The organism is Flavobacterium sp. KBS0721, from assembly GCF_002007065.3.
Lineage (GTDB): Bacteria > Bacteroidota > Bacteroidia > Flavobacteriales > Flavobacteriaceae > Flavobacterium > Flavobacterium piscis.
This window is the reverse complement of record NZ_CP042170.1, coordinates 1,369,483-1,386,202: the sequence shown is the minus strand read 5'-3', so window position 1 is coordinate 1,386,202 and position 16,720 is coordinate 1,369,483. Positions and strand designations below refer to the sequence as shown.

17 protein-coding genes are annotated in these 16,720 nt (G+C 33.6%); all 17 read left to right on the top strand.

Going from position 1 to position 16,720, the window contains the following annotated elements:
• The first annotated feature begins 1 nt into the window (after position 1).
• The 17 genes from B0M43_RS06180 (at position 2) to B0M43_RS06100 (ending at position 16,558) form a co-directional block, all read left to right on the top strand.
• Entirely contained in the window at positions 2-1,288 is a 1,287-nt protein-coding gene (locus tag B0M43_RS06180) for an HlyD family secretion protein (protein ID WP_078006470.1), read from the top strand.
• Positions 1,289-1,748: 460 nt separating this feature from the next.
• Positions 1,749-1,943, top strand: coding sequence for a cold-shock protein (locus B0M43_RS06175; protein ID WP_007137066.1), 195 nt, complete (start codon positions 1,749-1,751; stop codon positions 1,941-1,943).
• 242 nt (positions 1,944-2,185) lie between these two features.
• Positions 2,186-2,551, top strand: coding sequence for an NADH-quinone oxidoreductase subunit A (locus tag B0M43_RS06170; protein WP_065451597.1), 366 nt, complete (start codon positions 2,186-2,188; stop codon positions 2,549-2,551).
• Between the two features lie 157 nt (positions 2,552-2,708).
• Positions 2,709-3,257 (top strand): NADH-quinone oxidoreductase subunit B, encoded by a 549-nt coding sequence (locus tag B0M43_RS06165; protein WP_065451598.1) that lies wholly within the window; start codon positions 2,709-2,711, stop codon positions 3,255-3,257.
• 1 nt (position 3,258) lies between these two features.
• The gene (locus B0M43_RS06160) at positions 3,259-3,780 is read left to right on the top strand and encodes an NADH-quinone oxidoreductase subunit C (protein ID WP_065451599.1); all 522 of its coding nucleotides are present in this window, start codon (positions 3,259-3,261) and stop codon (positions 3,778-3,780) included.
• Between the two features lie 24 nt (positions 3,781-3,804).
• A complete protein-coding gene (locus B0M43_RS06155; RefSeq protein WP_065451600.1) occupies positions 3,805-5,043 on the top strand; it encodes an NADH-quinone oxidoreductase subunit D in 1,239 nt (412 codons plus the stop codon).
• Positions 5,044-5,190: 147 nt separating this feature from the next.
• On the top strand, positions 5,191-5,721 hold the full coding sequence (locus tag B0M43_RS06150) for an NAD(P)H-dependent oxidoreductase subunit E (protein ID WP_065451601.1): 531 nt from the start codon (positions 5,191-5,193) through the stop codon (positions 5,719-5,721).
• 1 nt (position 5,722) lies between these two features.
• Positions 5,723-7,090, top strand: coding sequence for an NADH-quinone oxidoreductase subunit NuoF (nuoF, locus tag B0M43_RS06145; RefSeq protein WP_065451602.1), 1,368 nt, complete (start codon positions 5,723-5,725; stop codon positions 7,088-7,090).
• 83 nt (positions 7,091-7,173) lie between these two features.
• Positions 7,174-8,205, top strand: a complete 1,032-nt coding sequence (locus B0M43_RS06140) for a 2Fe-2S iron-sulfur cluster-binding protein (RefSeq protein WP_065451603.1) — start codon at positions 7,174-7,176, stop codon at positions 8,203-8,205.
• 2 nt (positions 8,206-8,207) lie between these two features.
• Positions 8,208-9,263 (top strand): NADH-quinone oxidoreductase subunit NuoH, encoded by a 1,056-nt coding sequence (nuoH, locus tag B0M43_RS06135; RefSeq protein ID WP_065451604.1) that lies wholly within the window; start codon positions 8,208-8,210, stop codon positions 9,261-9,263.
• 154 nt (positions 9,264-9,417) lie between these two features.
• Complete coding sequence (locus B0M43_RS06130) at positions 9,418-9,963, top strand: NADH-quinone oxidoreductase subunit I (RefSeq protein ID WP_065451605.1); 546 nt, start codon at positions 9,418-9,420, stop codon at positions 9,961-9,963.
• A complete protein-coding gene (locus tag B0M43_RS06125; protein WP_065451606.1) occupies positions 9,964-10,503 on the top strand; it encodes an NADH-quinone oxidoreductase subunit J in 540 nt (179 codons plus the stop codon).
• Complete coding sequence (gene nuoK / locus B0M43_RS06120) at positions 10,503-10,823, top strand: NADH-quinone oxidoreductase subunit NuoK (RefSeq protein WP_026982591.1); 321 nt, start codon at positions 10,503-10,505, stop codon at positions 10,821-10,823. Before B0M43_RS06125 ends, nuoK begins: the two co-directional genes overlap by 1 nt.
• Positions 10,824-10,829: 6 nt before the next feature.
• Positions 10,830-12,713, top strand: coding sequence for an NADH-quinone oxidoreductase subunit L (gene nuoL, locus B0M43_RS06115; protein WP_078006471.1), 1,884 nt, complete (start codon positions 10,830-10,832; stop codon positions 12,711-12,713).
• 10 nt (positions 12,714-12,723) lie between these two features.
• Positions 12,724-14,163 (top strand): NuoM family protein, encoded by a 1,440-nt coding sequence (locus tag B0M43_RS06110; RefSeq protein WP_078006472.1) that lies wholly within the window; start codon positions 12,724-12,726, stop codon positions 14,161-14,163.
• Positions 14,164-14,227: 64 nt separating this feature from the next.
• Positions 14,228-15,619 carry an NADH-quinone oxidoreductase subunit N gene (locus B0M43_RS06105; protein WP_078006473.1) on the top strand — a complete coding sequence of 464 codons (1,392 nt, stop codon included), beginning with the start codon at positions 14,228-14,230 and terminating at the stop codon, positions 15,617-15,619.
• Positions 15,620-15,784: 165 nt separating this feature from the next.
• Positions 15,785-16,558, top strand: coding sequence for a Bax inhibitor-1/YccA family protein (locus tag B0M43_RS06100; RefSeq protein ID WP_065451610.1), 774 nt, complete (start codon positions 15,785-15,787; stop codon positions 16,556-16,558).
• Positions 16,559-16,720: the final 162 nt, after the last annotated feature.

Sequence of the window (16,720 nt, the reverse complement as noted above, 5' to 3'; positions counted from 1 at the left end):
AATGGAAGAACTAAATGATGGATTGAAAATTTATAGTGAAGAAGTAAGAGATGTTTTATCTGCTCCTCCTATATCCATTCAAAAATGGGGCAACACAATTTTATTATTATTTATCATGATTTTATTTTTAATATCTTGGTTTATAAAATATCCTGATATCATAACATCACAAATTACAATAACTACTAATACACCACCCCAAAAGGTAGTAGCTAAGGTATCTGGAAGAATTGAAGCAATTTTAGTAAAGGACAAAATATTCGTTAAACAAAATACCGCACTTGCCATTCTTGAAAACTCGGCTAAATATCAAGATGTGCTTTTTTTAAAAAGTATTTTGGACACTATAAATATTGATAAAATCAAGTTTCCTTTCGAGAAATTAAATTCGGCACAATTAGGCGAAGTAGAAAGTGCATTTTCAAACTTTAGAAAAGAATATATTGCAGATCAACTAAATTCTGAACTTCAGCCATACCGTGTAGAAGAATCAGCCCAAAATTATGAAGCAATTCAGCTTCGGGAACGATTAAACTTATTAAAGTCACAAAAAGAAATTAACCAAAATGAATTAATTCTTCAAAAAAGTGAATTAAACAGATATGAAATTTTATTTCAAAAAGGAATTTACTCGTCTCAGGAAATAGAGAAACAACAATTAATCTATTTACAGGCTCAAAAAAGTTATAAAACCTTACTAAGTACTATCTCACAAATAAAATCATCACTCAATGAATTAACCAGAAATACCAAAACCACACATATAAATGAAAGCAGAGAATCAATAAACTTGGAAAATAATAAAATACAAGCCTTTTATCAATTAAAAAAAGCGATAAAAGACTGGGAATTAAATTATCTTTTGAAATCTTCTATCAATGGTAAAATAAGTTTTTTACAAATTTGGTCTAAAAACCAATCTATTGAAAGTGGCTCCACTATTTTTGCAATAATTCCAAGTAAGGAAAATGGTTATATTGGAAAAGTTAAAGCTCCGGCATTAAACTCCGGAAAAATAAAAACAGGTCAAAAAGTTAATATCAAACTAGCTAATTTTCCCGACAGAGAATTCGGAATGATAAAGGGTAGAATAGAGACAATATCATTAACTCCAGACAAAGAAGGAGATTTATTAATTGATGTGTCATTACCAGACGGATTAGAAACTTCATACCAAAAAACAATTCCATTTCAACAGGAAATGCAGGGTAATGCGGATATTATAACAGAAGATTTAAGATTAATAGAACGATTATTATATCAATTTAGAGATTTATTTAAAAGGTAAGTGGAAATCAGCATTTTATTTTCTTATCAATAATGAATCTCAAATGAAGTACTTTCCATCAAAATTGATGCGATATAAATTCTTAGAATTTTAAAATTATATATGGCAGCTCAAAATTTAGCTGCCATTTTTTTTGATTTTCACTGTTTTTTAACTCAAATTTAATAGTGTTTCAAACCAACAACATCAGTAATTACAACTATTCTGTCACATTTACACAGTTTTAAGGATCATCCTGTGCATAATATAAGAAAAATTTGTAAACTATAAGCTACTTTTTTAACTTTTATTCTTACAATTAATGATTCTTAAATAAATTACTTCCATATCAAAATTGATGCAAAATAAATAGCGAAAACACTGTGAATCAATAATTTTTACAAAAAATTAACACCTTATTGTCTTTTGTATGAATTTATATATTACATTTGCTACATTATAAATTATTATTACAATTACAATGCGTACAGGTACAGTAAAATTTTTCAATGAATCTAAAGGTTATGGATTCATTACAGACGAAGAAACAGGAAAAGATATCTTCGTTCACGCTTCAGGAATTAACGCGGAAGAATTACGCGAAGGTGACCGTGTAAGCTACGAAGAAGAAGAAGGAAGAAAAGGGAAAGTTGCTGCTAAAGTAGCAGTAATCTAAGAAAAATATAGCAATTTATTTTTTTTGCCTCTGAATGGTTTAAAAACGTTTCGATTTAATTCGAGACGTTTTTTTTTGCTCAAATCTTAAAAAAGTCTTAAAAAACCTTACTATTATTTATAATGAATAAAAATTACAAATAATACCCCTTTTACAACTCACTTAAATCCTTTTTTAGCTTGTGATTTACAGAGTTGAAAGTTATCTTTGTGGCTTATTCTTTAAGTAAAAAACCTAAGATTATGCAATCTGATCAATACAATTACATTCCTATTTTAATGCAGTTCATTTTAGCTGTTGGTTTTGTGGTAGGAACAATCATTATTTCCGGAAAATTAGGACCAAAAAGAAGTTCTGAAACCAAAGATAAAAACTTTGAGTGCGGTGTTGAATCTGTGGGTAACGCGCGTATTCCTTTTTCAGTAAAATACTTCCTGGTAGCCATTTTGTTTGTATTGTTTGACGTAGAGGTAATTTTCCTTTATCCTTGGGCAGTAAACTTTAAAGAATTAGGAGTAGAAGGAATGTTAAAGATGATCGTGTTCATGTCACTTCTTTTAGTTGGCTTTTTCTACATCATCAAGAAAAAAGCATTAGACTGGGAATAAGAAATTTTAGATTTCAGATTATAGATTTTAGATTTAATTATTTAGAATTTTAGATTTGAAAAATAAATTTCTCAAAATATAATTGATTTTAAAAATATTGATTTCGATTTTCAAGGTTTCCAAAATCTAAAATCAGAAATCTAAAATCTAAAATAAAATGAGCAATTCAAATGTAAATATGGTTGCACCACCAGAAGGGGTTGTAGGAGAAGGTTTCTTCGCTACAAAACTTAACGATGTTGTAGGTTTAGCGAGAGCCAATTCATTATGGCCATTGCCTTTTGCAACTTCATGCTGCGGTATCGAATTTATGGCTACAATGGCTTCACATTACGATTTAGCACGATTTGGTTCTGAGCGTGTGAGTTTTTCTCCTCGTCAGGCTGATATGTTGCTTGTTATGGGAACTATTTCTAAAAAAATGGCCCCTATTTTAAGACAGGTATATGAACAAATGTCTGAACCACGCTGGGTAATTGCTGTTGGAGCTTGTGCTTCATCAGGAGGAATCTTTGATACTTATTCTGTATTACAAGGAATCGACAAAGTAATCCCTGTTGACGTTTATGTTCCGGGATGCCCGCCAAGACCAGAACAAATTGTTGATGGAGTAATGAGACTTCAGGAACTGGTAAAAAGCGAATCTGTGAGACGCAGAAGCTCACCGGAATACCAAGAATTATTAGCTTCATATAATATTTCATAAGATGGCCTTAGAAAATACCCTGATACAAGATAAACTTACTGAAACATTTGATTCAAGTGTTTTTAACTTTCACGAGGAAAGAGATGTTTTTACATTAGAAGCTTCAGCTGACAAAATCACAGCTTTGATTCTTTTCCTGAAAAACGATGCTGACCTTCGTTTTCACTTTTTAACTGATTTATGCGGAGTTCACTATCCGGACAACGAAACAGATCGTCAGTTTGCCATAGTATATCATTTACATAACTGGTACGAAAACAAACGAATTAGAATTAAAGTATTCTTAAACGGTGAAAAACCAGAAATTAAAACCATTTCAAATATTTTCTTAAGTTCAAACTGGATGGAAAGAGAAACATACGACTTTTTCGGCGTAAACTTTATTGGGCACCCGCAACTGAAACGTATTTTGAATATGGATGAAATGGTGTCTTTCCCAATGCGAAAAGAATTCCCAATGGAAGACAGCGGAAGAACTGATAAAGATGACAGATTCTTTGGAAGAACAACAACAAATTGCTAAAAATAAATAATTCAACATTATAAAATGTCAGAACTATTATTACCACCAGAGCATCGTTATGCTAAAATAGTTAAGGATAAACTAAACGAAGACGGAAGCGAGCTTTCGGTACTTAATTTAGGCCCAACACACCCAGCCACCCATGGTATTTTTCAAAATATCCTGTTGATGGACGGTGAGAGAATTCTTGAAGCTGAACCAACCATTGGTTACATACACAGAGCTTTTGAGAAAATCGCCGAAAATCGTCCTTTTTATCAAATTACGCCTCTTACAGACCGTATGAACTATTGCTCCTCTCCTATCAATAATATGGGATGGTGGATGACTTTGGAGAAATTACTAAATATTGAAGTTCCTAAACGTGCCCAATATTTACGAGTTATCGTAATGGAATTGGCTCGTATTACAGATCACTTAATTTGTAATTCAATCTTAGGTGTTGATACTGGTGCTTATACTGGTTTCTTATATGTTTTTCAATTTAGAGAAAAAGTTTACGAGATCTACGAAGAAATTTGTGGCGCTCGTTTAACAACAAATATGGGAAGAATTGGTGGTTTCGAAAGAGACTGGTCACCAGAAGCTTTCCGCAAACTAGATGCATTCTTAGAAGAATTTCCTGTCGCTTGGCAAGAGTTTGTAAACTTATTTGAAAGAAACAGAATTTTCCTTGACAGAACCGTAGACGTAGGTGCAATCTCAGCAGAGCAAGCAATGGCTTACGGATTTACAGGTCCAAACTTACGTGCTGCCGGAGTTGATTACGATGTTCGCGTTGCACAACCTTACTCCTCTTACGAAGATTTCGATTTTGTAGTTCCTGTTGGAAAATCAGGTGATACATATGATCGTTTCTGTGTTCGTAACGCAGAAGTTTGGGAAAGTTTAAGCATTATTCGTCAGGCTTTGGATAAGATGCCAGCCGGAAACGAATATCATGCAGAAGTTCCTGATTACTACCTTCCTCCAAAAGAAGATGTTTACACTTCTATGGAATCTTTAATTTATCACTTTAAGATCGTAATGGGAGAAGTTCCTGTACCAGTGGCAGAAATTTATCACCCTGTTGAAGGAGGAAATGGAGAATTAGGATTCTATTTAGTTACTGACGGAAGCAGAACTCCATACAGATTACATTTCAGAAGACCTTGTTTTATTTATTACCAGGCATATCCTGAAATGATAAAAGGCGCTTTACTTTCTGATGCAATTGTTATTTTATCAAGCTTAAATGTTATTGCCGGAGAATTAGACGCGTAAAAAAATTGTTGATTTTAGATTTTAGAATATAGATTGAAAAATCTAAAATTAGAAATCTAAAATCTAAAATAAAAGAGATTGCAGAATATGGATTAAGGACAAAGATTGAAAAAATCTAAAATCTAAAATCTAAAATCTAAAATAAAAATGGAACGTAAACATTACAAACAAGAAATAAATATGACCGAAGCATTGATCACCCGTATCAATGAATTAATCAGTCATTATCCTGAAGGCAAACAAAAATCAGCTCTATTGCCTGTTTTGCATGAAGTACAAGATGCACATAACAACTGGCTTAGTACTGAATTGCAAGATAAAGTTGCCGAAATTCTTCAGATAAAACCAATTGAGGTTTATGAAGTGGTTACTTTTTATACCATGTTCAACCAAAAGCCAATTGGAAAATACATGTTTGAGTTTTGCCAGACTTCTTGTTGTTGTTTAAACGGTGCCGAAAATTTAATGGATTATACTTCTGAAAAATTAGGCATTAAAATGGGAGAAACAACTCCGGACGGAATGTTTACCATTGCCGGTGTAGAATGTTTAGGTGCCTGCGGATATGCTCCAATGTTACAATTAGGCGATTTCTACAAAGAAAAATTGACAGAAGATAAGATTGATCAGTTAATCGCTGATTGTAAAGATGATAAAATAATATTACACGATAAATAAGATGTCACAAAAAATATTATTAGATAAAATCAATATTCCTGGAATTAAAACCTACGAAGTATATCGCCAAAATGGTGGTTATGCATCTGTAGAAAAAGCACTAAAAACCCTTACACCGGATGAAGTTACTGAAGAAGTAAAAAAATCAGGTCTTCGTGGTCGTGGTGGTGCAGGTTTCCCTGCCGGAATGAAATGGAGTTTTATTGATAAAAAATCAGGCAAACCAAGACATTTAGTTTGCAACGCCGACGAGTCTGAACCGGGTACTTTTAAAGATCGTTATTTGATGGAATATATTCCTCACTTATTGATCGAAGGAATGATTACCTCGAGTTTTGCTTTAGGAGCTAACCTTTCGTATATCTACATTCGTGGAGAATATATGTGGGTTTACAAAATACTAGAAAGAGCTATCGCCGAAGCTAAAGCTGCCGGTTGGTTAGGAAAAAATATATTAGGTACAGGTTACGATTTAGAGTTATACGTTCACTGTGGAGCCGGAGCTTATATTTGCGGAGAAGAAACTGCACTTATCGAGTCACTGGAAGGTAAAAGAGGAAATCCTCGTATCAAACCACCTTTCCCAGCAGTTTCAGGACTTTGGGCAAACCCAACAGTAGTAAACAATGTTGAAACTATTGCTACCGTGCCATGGATCATCAACAATTCTGGTGATGATTATGCTAAAATAGGAATTGGACGTTCAACCGGAACTAAATTAATCTCTGCTTCCGGACACATTAAAAATCCAGGAGTTTACGAAATTGAATTAGGATTAAGTGTTGACGAATTCATGAATTCTGACGAATACCTAGGCGGAATGTCTTCTAGCAGACCTTTGAAAGCATTTGTACCGGGAGGATCTTCAGTGCCAATTTTACCAGCTGAATTAATTTTTAAAACAGCAAATGGCGAAGACCGATTAATGTCTTACGAATCTTTAAGTGATGGTGGTTTTGCTACCGGATCTATGTTAGGTTCAGGAGGATTTATCGTGTATAATGACACTGCTTGTGTAGTAAGAAACACGTGGAATTTTGCACGTTTTTACCACCACGAATCTTGCGGACAATGTACACCTTGTCGTGAAGGAACTGGATGGTTAGAAAAAATCTTATGGAGAATCGAAAACGGTCAGGGCCGTGAAGAAGATATCGAATTATTGTGGAGCATTCAAAGTAAAATTGAAGGAAACACAATTTGTCCTCTAGGTGATGCAGCTTCTTGGCCAGTAGCAGCGGCGATCCGTCACTTTAGAGATGAATTCGAATATCATGTTCGTTTCCCGGAAAAAATAAAAAACAGAGATCACTTTGTTGCTGAACCTTTCTCGCAAGTGAAACATTTAGTAGGCAAACAAACAGTTTAAAAATAGTTTAAAGTTTCAAGTTTTTTTGTTTCAAGTTAAAACCTGAAACGTGAAACCTGAAACTAAAAAAACAAAAGCAAGAGATGAAAGTAACCATAGACGGTCAAAGTATAGACGTAGAGCCAGGAACAACGATCCTGCAGGCTGCACGTATGATTGGTGGAGATTTGGTACCGCCAGCCATGTGCTATTACTCAAAATTAAAAGGCAGTGGCGGAAAATGCCGTTGTTGTTTAGTTGAAGTTTCTAAAGGTAGTGAAGCTGACCCAAGACCAATGCCAAAATTAATGGCATCTTGTGTAACAGGATGTATGGACGGGATGGAAGTAAACAGTAAATCATCTGCCAGAGTTACGGAAGCCCGTAAATCTGTAACAGAATTTTTATTGATCAACCATCCGTTAGATTGTCCTATTTGTGATCAGGCCGGAGAATGTGATCTTCAAAACTTAAGTTTTGAGCACGGTAATCCGAAATCACGTTTTATTGAAGAAAAAAGAACATTTGAACCAGAAGATATTGGTCCAAATATTCAACTGCATATGAACCGTTGTATTTTATGCCAAAGATGTGTACAAGTTGCAGATCAATTGACAGACAATAGAGTTCACGGAGTATTAGATCGTGGTGATCATGCTAATATTTCAACTGGAATTTCCAAAGCAATCGACAACGAGTTTTCTGGAAACATGATTGACGTTTGTCCGGTTGGAGCTTTAACAGACAAAACTTTCCGTTTTAAATCAAGAGTTTGGTTTAACAAACCATACAATGCACACAGAGAGTGTACAACTCCTGGATGTTGTGGAAAAACTACCGTTTGGATGTTTGGAGGAGAAATTCAACGTGTTACAGGTCGTAAAGACGAGTATCATGAAGTTGAAGAATTCATTTGTAACTCTTGTCGTTTTGAACACAAAAATGTAAATGACTGGGTTATCGAAGGACCAAGAGAATTTGAAAAAGATTCTGTTATCAACCAAAATAACTACACTCAAAAATTAGAGAAAGTAGAAATCGATACTGAAAAAACTATCCTTATGGGTAGAGATGAAGACCGTAAAAAAATTAGTATGGCTGAAATTCCATTAAATACTAACAACAAAAATTCATAACGATGGTAGATGGTACATTTATTATAGAAAAAAGTGTTGTGATTGTTGTGGTTTTCGCTATAACAATGATCATGGCAATGTATTCTACCTGGGCTGAACGTAAAGTTGCAGCTTATCTTCAGGATCGTGTAGGACCAAACCGTGCCGGATGGGGAGGATTATTACAACCTCTTGCAGATGGTATGAAATTATTCTCAAAAGAAGAATTTTTCCCAAATACACCTAACAAGTTTTTATTCGTTGTAGGACCGGCAATTGCCATGAGTACAGCTTTAATGACAAGTGCAGTAATTCCCTGGGGAGATAAATTACATATTTTTGGTCGCGATGTTCTATTGCAGGCAACCGATATTAATATTGGTATTTTATACATTTTTGGAGTACTTTCTATTGGAGTTTATGGCATCATGATTGGTGGATGGGCTTCTAATAATAAATTCTCTTTGATGGGAGCTGTTCGTGCAGCTTCGCAAATGGTTTCTTATGAAGTTGCAATGGGATTATCAATGATTGCTTTGTTGATGATGACCGGGACTTTAAGTTTAAGAGAAATCTCTCTTCAACAACAAGAAATGAACTGGAACGTATTTTACCAGCCTTTATCTTTCTTGATTTTCCTTATTTGTTCTTTTGCTGAAACCAACAGAACTCCTTTCGATTTAGCAGAATGTGAATCTGAGTTGATTGGTGGTTACCATACAGAATATTCATCCATGAAAATGGGATTCTATTTATTTGCTGAATATGCAAGTATGTTTATTTCAGCTACTATTATTTCTGTTTTATTCTTTGGAGGATATAATTATCCTGGAATGAGCTGGATGGTAGAACATGCTGGAGTAAATATTGCTAATCTATTAGGAATTGCAGCATTGTTTGCAAAATTATGTTTCTTCATATTTTTCTATATGTGGGTACGTTGGACAATTCCAAGATTTAGATATGACCAATTAATGAATTTAGGCTGGAGAATTTTAATTCCGCTTTCAATCATTAATATCATGATTACCGGAGCTGTTATTTTAAGACACGATATCGCAGCAGCTTTAGGATTCTAAGAAACGTAATGCCAAGCCTTGATAGAAGCAGCATCTTTTTATCCGCCGCAGCGGCCAAAAGATATAGCGGATAGCAGGATTAGCTTCAAATAAAAATAAAACAGATTTGATTTGTTTAAACACAAATAGTAAATCGTAAATCATACATTAAAAAATGTCAATAGAAACTATATCATTATCGGGTAGAAAAAAGATGGTCTCGAATAAAGAGATGACTTTTTGGGAACGATTGTATCTTGTGGCGATTGTGAAAGGATTATATATCACACTTAAACACTTATTCAGAAAAAAAGTGACGATTCACTATCCTGAGCAAGTGCGTGAAATGAGTCCGGTTTATCGTGGTCAACACCAGTTAAAACGTGATGAACAAGGTCGTGAAAACTGTACCGCTTGTGGATTATGTGCTTTATCATGTCCTGCTGAAGCAATCACGATGAAAGCTGCAGAACGTAAAGCAGATGAAAAACATTTGTACAGAGAAGAAAAATATGCTTCGATATATGAAATCAATATGTTGCGTTGCATTTTCTGCGGTTTATGCGAAGAAGCTTGCCCGAAAGATGCAATCTATTTGACGACTTCAAAAGTATTAGTTCCTGCTAGCTACGAAAGAGAAGATTTCATTTTTGGAAAAGACAGATTAGTGATGCCTCTTGATGTGGCGATCAAAAATGCTCAACTTAATAATGCTAACTAAATGATACATATTCCTGATTTTGCACACGCGACAACTGTACAAATTATATTTTGTTTCTTAGCGTTTATTACGGTGATTACCGCTTTTTTGACCATTTTTAGCAGAAACCCAATTCATAGTGCTATTTATTTAGTGATTTGTTTTTTCTCAATTGCTGGTCATTATTTACTATTGAATGCTCAATTTTTAGCTATAGTACATCTTATAGTTTATTCCGGAGCAATTATGATTTTGTTCCTGTTTACGATCATGTTGATGAATCTTAACGAACGCCATCAAGTACACAGACCCAGAATTACACGTTTAGGCGCGATTGTTTCTTTTTGTTTGATTTGCGTTGTATTGATTGCCATTTTCATTAACTCTAAACCAATTGTTGGTGAATACGATTCAACTGGTGAAGATTTTCAATCGATTAAAGTATTGGGTAAAATATTACTGAACGAATATATGGTTCCGTTTGAATTCGCTTCGGTCTTGCTTTTAGTAGCCATGATTGGAACTGTATTATTGTCTAAAAAAGAAAAATTAAATAAATAATGGGTAATATATTAAATCAAATAGGTATTGAAAACTACATCTTTTTAAGTGTTGTACTTTTCTGTATTGGTGTTTTTGGTGTATTGTACAGACGAAATGCTATTATCGTTTTCATGTCTATCGAAATCATGTTGAATGCTGTTAACCTTTTATTTGTTGCTTTTTCAACTTATCATCAAGACGCGCAAGGACAAGTCTTTGTATTCTTCTCGATGGCAGTTGCTGCAGCAGAAGTTGCAGTTGGATTGGCTATTTTAGTTTCGATCTTTAGAAATTTAGGTTCGATTAGCATCGATAATTTAAAAAATTTAAAAGGATAAATAAAAATGGATACCAATTTAGCTTTACTTTTAGTTTTATCTCCTTTTTTAGGATTTTTAATCAACGTTTTCTTTGGCAAAAACTTAGGGAAAACAGTTTCTGGTGCAATCGGAACTATTGCCGTAGTAATTTCTTTTATAGTTTCTCTTTTACTTTTTAATCAAATAACTTCAACGGGAAAAGCAATTGAAGTGACTTTATTTGATTGGATTCAAATTAGCAATTTAAAAATCAATCTTGGATTTTTATTAGATCAATTATCTGTTCTTTGGTTACTTTTTGTAACGGGAATTGGATCTTTGATTCACTTATACTCTATCAGTTACATGCATGATGACGAGAACATGCACAAATTCTTCTCTTACTTGAATTTGTTCATTTTCTTTATGATTACACTTGTAATTGGAAGCAACTTATTAGTACTTTTCATCGGATGGGAAGGTGTTGGACTTTGTTCTTACCTATTAATTGGATTTTGGCATAAAAACCAGGATTACAATGATGCTGCAAAAAAAGCGTTCATCATGAACAGAATTGGAGATTTAGGTCTTTTAATTGGAATGTTCATTTTAGGCTCTATGTTCTCAACTTTAGATTATGCAACTTTGAAAACGGCAATCGCTGGAGCAACAAACCTAAACTTACCCTTGCTTTCACTAGCAGCTTTATGTTTGTTTATTGGAGCTTGTGGTAAATCTGCACAGATTCCGTTATACACTTGGTTACCTGACGCGATGGCTGGACCAACCCCGGTTTCTGCATTGATTCACGCGGCGACAATGGTTACTGCAGGTATCTTCATGGTAACGAGATTAAACTTTGTTTTCGATTTAGCCCACGATGTTCAGAATCTTATCGCAATAGTTGGAGCTGTAACTTCATTAGTTGCTGCAACAATAGGTTTGGTTCAGACTGATATTAAAAAAGTATTGGCCTACTCTACCGTTTCTCAATTAGGCTTAATGTTTTTAGCGTTAGGATTAGGTGCTTATGAAGTAGCTGTTTTTCATGTAATTACTCATGCTTTCTTCAAGGCTTGTTTGTTCTTAGGATCAGGTTCTGTTATTCACGGTTTACACGGAGAACAGGATATGCGTAAGATGGGTGGTTTGCGTAAAGCAATGCCTATCACTTTCTGGACGATGTTGATTTCTTCATTGGCAATCTCAGGAGTTCCATTTTTCTCAGGATTCTTTTCTAAAGATGAAATTTTACTGACTGCTTTCCACAAAAGTATTCCATTATACGTTGTAGGATCGATAGCCTCAATCATGACAGCTTTCTATATGTTCAGATTAATGTTCTTAACTTTCTTCAAAGAATTTAGAGGAACTGAAGAACAAAAACATCATTTACATGAAAGTGGTTCATTAATTACTATTCCGCTTATCATTTTAGCTATTTTGGCAACTTTTGGAGGATTAATCAGTTTACCAGGAAATAGCTGGCTGAATGAATATCTGGCTCCGCTTTTCACGAAAGTGGCAGGAGAAGAGCATCATTTAGGCACAACAGAATACACTTTGATGGGAGTTGCTGTTTTAGGCGGATTGTTAGGTATTTTAATTGCTTACATTAAATACTTCAAACAGGATAATGTTCCGGAAGCCGATGAAAACATTACAGGTTTAACCAAAGTTTTATACAACAAATATTATGTAGACGAAGCTTACGATGCCGTATTTGTTCGCTCTATTAACGGATTATCAAGATTTTTCAGAGACTATATAGAGACTGGTTTATCTGCTCTTGTTTTTGGATTAGGAAAAGTAACCAATGAAATCGCTTTTCAGGGTAAAAAATTACAAAACGGAAGTATCGGATTATATCTTTTTGCCTTTGTTTTGGGTCTTTGCGCCATTGTTTCCTATATATTTTTAGCTAAATAATTTTACAACTATGAACGTTTCTCTTATATTAATTATTCTTCTAATTGGTGCATTTGTCACTTATTTTGCTGGCGACAAACTAGCATCTAAAGTAGCTTTGTTCTTTAGTTTGGCGGCTTTAGGTTGTTCAATTGTATTGCTAAATCATTTTTATGCAGGCGAAAATATCAGTTTAATCAACACCTGGATTACTAAACCTAATATTTCATTTGCTTTAAATGCCGATGGATTAGGAATTGCCATGCTTTTACTGACTGTTGCTTTGACGCCAATTATTATATTCTCTTCTTTTGGGAATGAATATAAAAATGCAAAAGGTTTTTATGCTTTAATTTTATTTATGGCTTTTGCTATGATAGGAACTTTCCTTGCAGCAGATGGTCTTTTATATTATATCTTTTGGGAATTAGCACTTATTCCTATTTACTTTATTGCTCTTATTTGGGGTAATGGTGATGCTGAAGAACGTAGAAAAGCAGTAGTTAAATTCTTTATTTACACACTTGCAGGTTCATTGTTCATGTTAATTGCTTTCATTTATTTATATCAAAAAGCAGGAACTTTCTTGATCGAAGATTTATACAAATTAAATTTATCGGCTAGTGAACAACTTTGGATTTTCTTAGCTTTCTTTTTAGCGTATGCGATTAAAATTCCAATTATTCCTTTCCACACATGGCAGGCAAACGTTTACCAAAAAGCGCCAACTGTTGGAACAATGCTTTTATCTGGTATCATGCTAAAAATGGGATTATACAGTGTTATTCGTTGGCAATTGCCAATTGCACCATTGGCTGCAAAAGAATACATGAATATCTTTATTGCTTTAGGAATTGCCGGAGTAATTTACGGATCGATCGTAGCTTTAAGACAAAGAGATTTAAAGAAATTGTTGGCTTATTCTTCTCTTGCACACGTTGGATTAATTGCTGCAGGAACTTACACATTAACCATTGATGGTTTACGCGGAGCTGTTTTACAAATGATTGCTCACGGTTTTGTTGTAGTAGGATTGTTCTTTGCCGGTGAAGTTATCTTTAGAAGATTCGAAACCAGAGAAATTGGTGAATTAGGCGGTATTCGTACTCAATCTCCAAAATTTACTTCTATGTTTTTAATTTTGGTATTGGCTTCTGTAGCTTTACCAGGAACTTTTAATTTCGTTGGAGAGTTTACTGTTTTGTATAGTCTTTCTCAAATTAATATTTGGTTTGCTGTTTTAGGCGGAACAACTATTATTTTAGGAGCTTATTATATGCTTAAAATGTTTCAAAATGTAATGTTAGGAGAAACGAATTCAAAAACTTTTGCGGATGTTTCTGTTAATGAAGGAATTTCATTCGTAGTAATTATTGCGGTTTTAATATTATTCGGATTTTATCCAAAACCAATTACAGACTTGATTACACCAAGTTTAGAAACAATTCTAAACGTTATCAATAAAAATTAATATTTTAAATAAAAATAAATTAGGGCATCATTAGTTTGAGATTTCCTAAATCAAAAAAACAAAAATGAATACATTAATAGCTATAACAGGATTGGGTATTTTCTGCCTATTGTTTGAAATTCTTAATTTAAGAAAAGCCATAGTTCCTATCACCATTATTGGTTTGTTGGGTGTTTTGGCCATTAACTATTACGAATTTGGATCAACAGCAAGTTACTATAGTAATATGATTACGGTGAGCAAGTTCTCTACTACGTTTTCATCTTTATTTATTATTCTGACTATTTTCTTAGTAGCATTAAGTCATAACTTTTACGAAAATCATCCAACAAAAATCTCTGATTTTGTGGCTATAAAAATCTTTTTGTTAGCCGGAGGAGTTGCTATGGTTTCTTTTGGAAACTTAGCTATGTTTTTCTTAGGAATCGAAATTTTATCAATTGCGCTTTATGTACTGGCAGCAAGCGAAAGATTAAATCTAAAAAGTAACGAAGCAGGTATGAAATACTTTTTGATGGGATCTTTTGCATCAGGAATTATCTTATTCGGAATTTGCCTGATTTACGGAGCAATGGGAACTTTTGATGTTGCTGAAATTCATGAAAGTTCTCTATCTGCCGAATTGCCAATCTGGTTTCCAATTGGAATGATTTTGATGATTATTGGTATGTTGTTTAAAGTTGCTGCAGTTCCTTTTCATTTCTGGGCTCCGGATGTTTACGAGGGATCTCCTGCTTTAACTACTGCATTAATGAGTACTTTGGCAAAAGTAGTAGCGATTGCAACTCTTTATAAATTGGTTTCGGCATTAAATTTTGTTCCTTCTTTAGACAATCAGGATCTTTTAGGAACATTTGAAACTATAGTGGTGATTATTTCAATTGCTTCTATGACTGTTGGTAATATAATGGCATTACGTCAGGTAAATGTAAAACGTATGTTGGCATTCTCAGGAATTTCGCATGCAGGTTTTATGTTGATGACTTTATTAACCGTTGCCACATCAGCAGGTGTTTTATTATATTATACTGCTGCTTATGCATTGGCCGGAATTGCTGCTTTTAGCGTAATATTATATGTATGTAAAAATCAGGACAATGAAGATATTACGAATTTTCACGGTTTAGGAAAAACAAATCCATTGTTAGCGGCAATCCTTACAGGTTCATTATTATCTATGGCCGGTATTCCTATTTTCTCAGGATTCTTCGCTAAATTGTTTTTATTCAATCAAACTATTGAGGCCGGATATATTGCTTTAGTAATTGTTGCGGTTATCAACTCTATTATTAGTGTTGGTTATTATTTCAAATTAATATTAGCCATGTATTCTAAAGAACCAAACCAGGAACGTACAGGAAAACCTTTCCTTATTTATGCCGTTGCTGTAATTTCAATCACTTTAAATATAGTTTTAGGTTTGTTTCCATCATTAGTTTTAGATTTATTGAACTAAAATTTTCAATCAAAATATAAAGAAATCCATTCGCAATAACGAATGGATTTTTTATTTCAGGGACATTCTATTTCAGAAGAGAAATTCATGTTAAAAATTTAACTTAAACAATACGGGCTTCAAAAAAACTCCATATATTTGGGTTCATTTAAATGTATTAGAAATATGAACTTCAACTCAAAAAATCCATTTTTAAGCAACAAGCGTTTTTCATCAAATGCTGTTTCAAAAGCTGAAGAAGTACACCAAGCTCAAATTATTGATTACAATCAGGAAATGACTTTGTCAGGTACTATCAATAAAACAGCTATTTTATTTTTAATATTATGCGGATCTGCAATGGTAACATGGTGGATGGCATTTAACGGAATGAATGCTTTATTACCTGCAATTGGCGGAGCAATAATAGGTTTTATTTTGGTTTTAGTTTCAGTATTCAAACCTCACCTTTCTCCATATTTGGCTCCGGGTTATGCCTTATTTGAAGGTTTATTTATTGGAGGAATTTCTGCTATTTTTGAAGCTAAATATCCGGGAATCGTAATAAATGCGGTTAGTGCAACGCTTGTAACTTTTTTAGTTTGCCTGGGATTATATAAATTTAAAATTGTAAAAGTTACGGAGCAATTTAAATCAGTAGTTATTGCTGCTACTTTAGCAATTGCAACCTATTATTTGATTTCATGGATCGCTTCGTTGATTTTTAATTTTACTCCTGTTCATTACGGAAATGGAATGATGAGCATTGGAATTAGTGTTTTTGTTATCATTATTGCCGCTTTGAACTTATTTTTAGACTTTGATCAAATTGAAAAAGGAGTTCAGGAAAGAATGCCAAAATTTATGGAATGGTACGGAGCTATGGGATTAATGATTACTTTAGTTTGGTTATACATCGAATTCTTAAGATTATTATCGAAATTATCAAGTAAAGATTAATTCTTTACTCATAATACATACAAAGCCTTTTTGAGAAATCAAAAAGGCTTTTTTTATACCCCTTTTTTAATTAGAACTGGATCGATTACTTCTTTAAAAGGCTATTTTATATCCAGCCTTTTGCATCTTTTTTCGACTAAACTTATTAATCATTTTGTAATA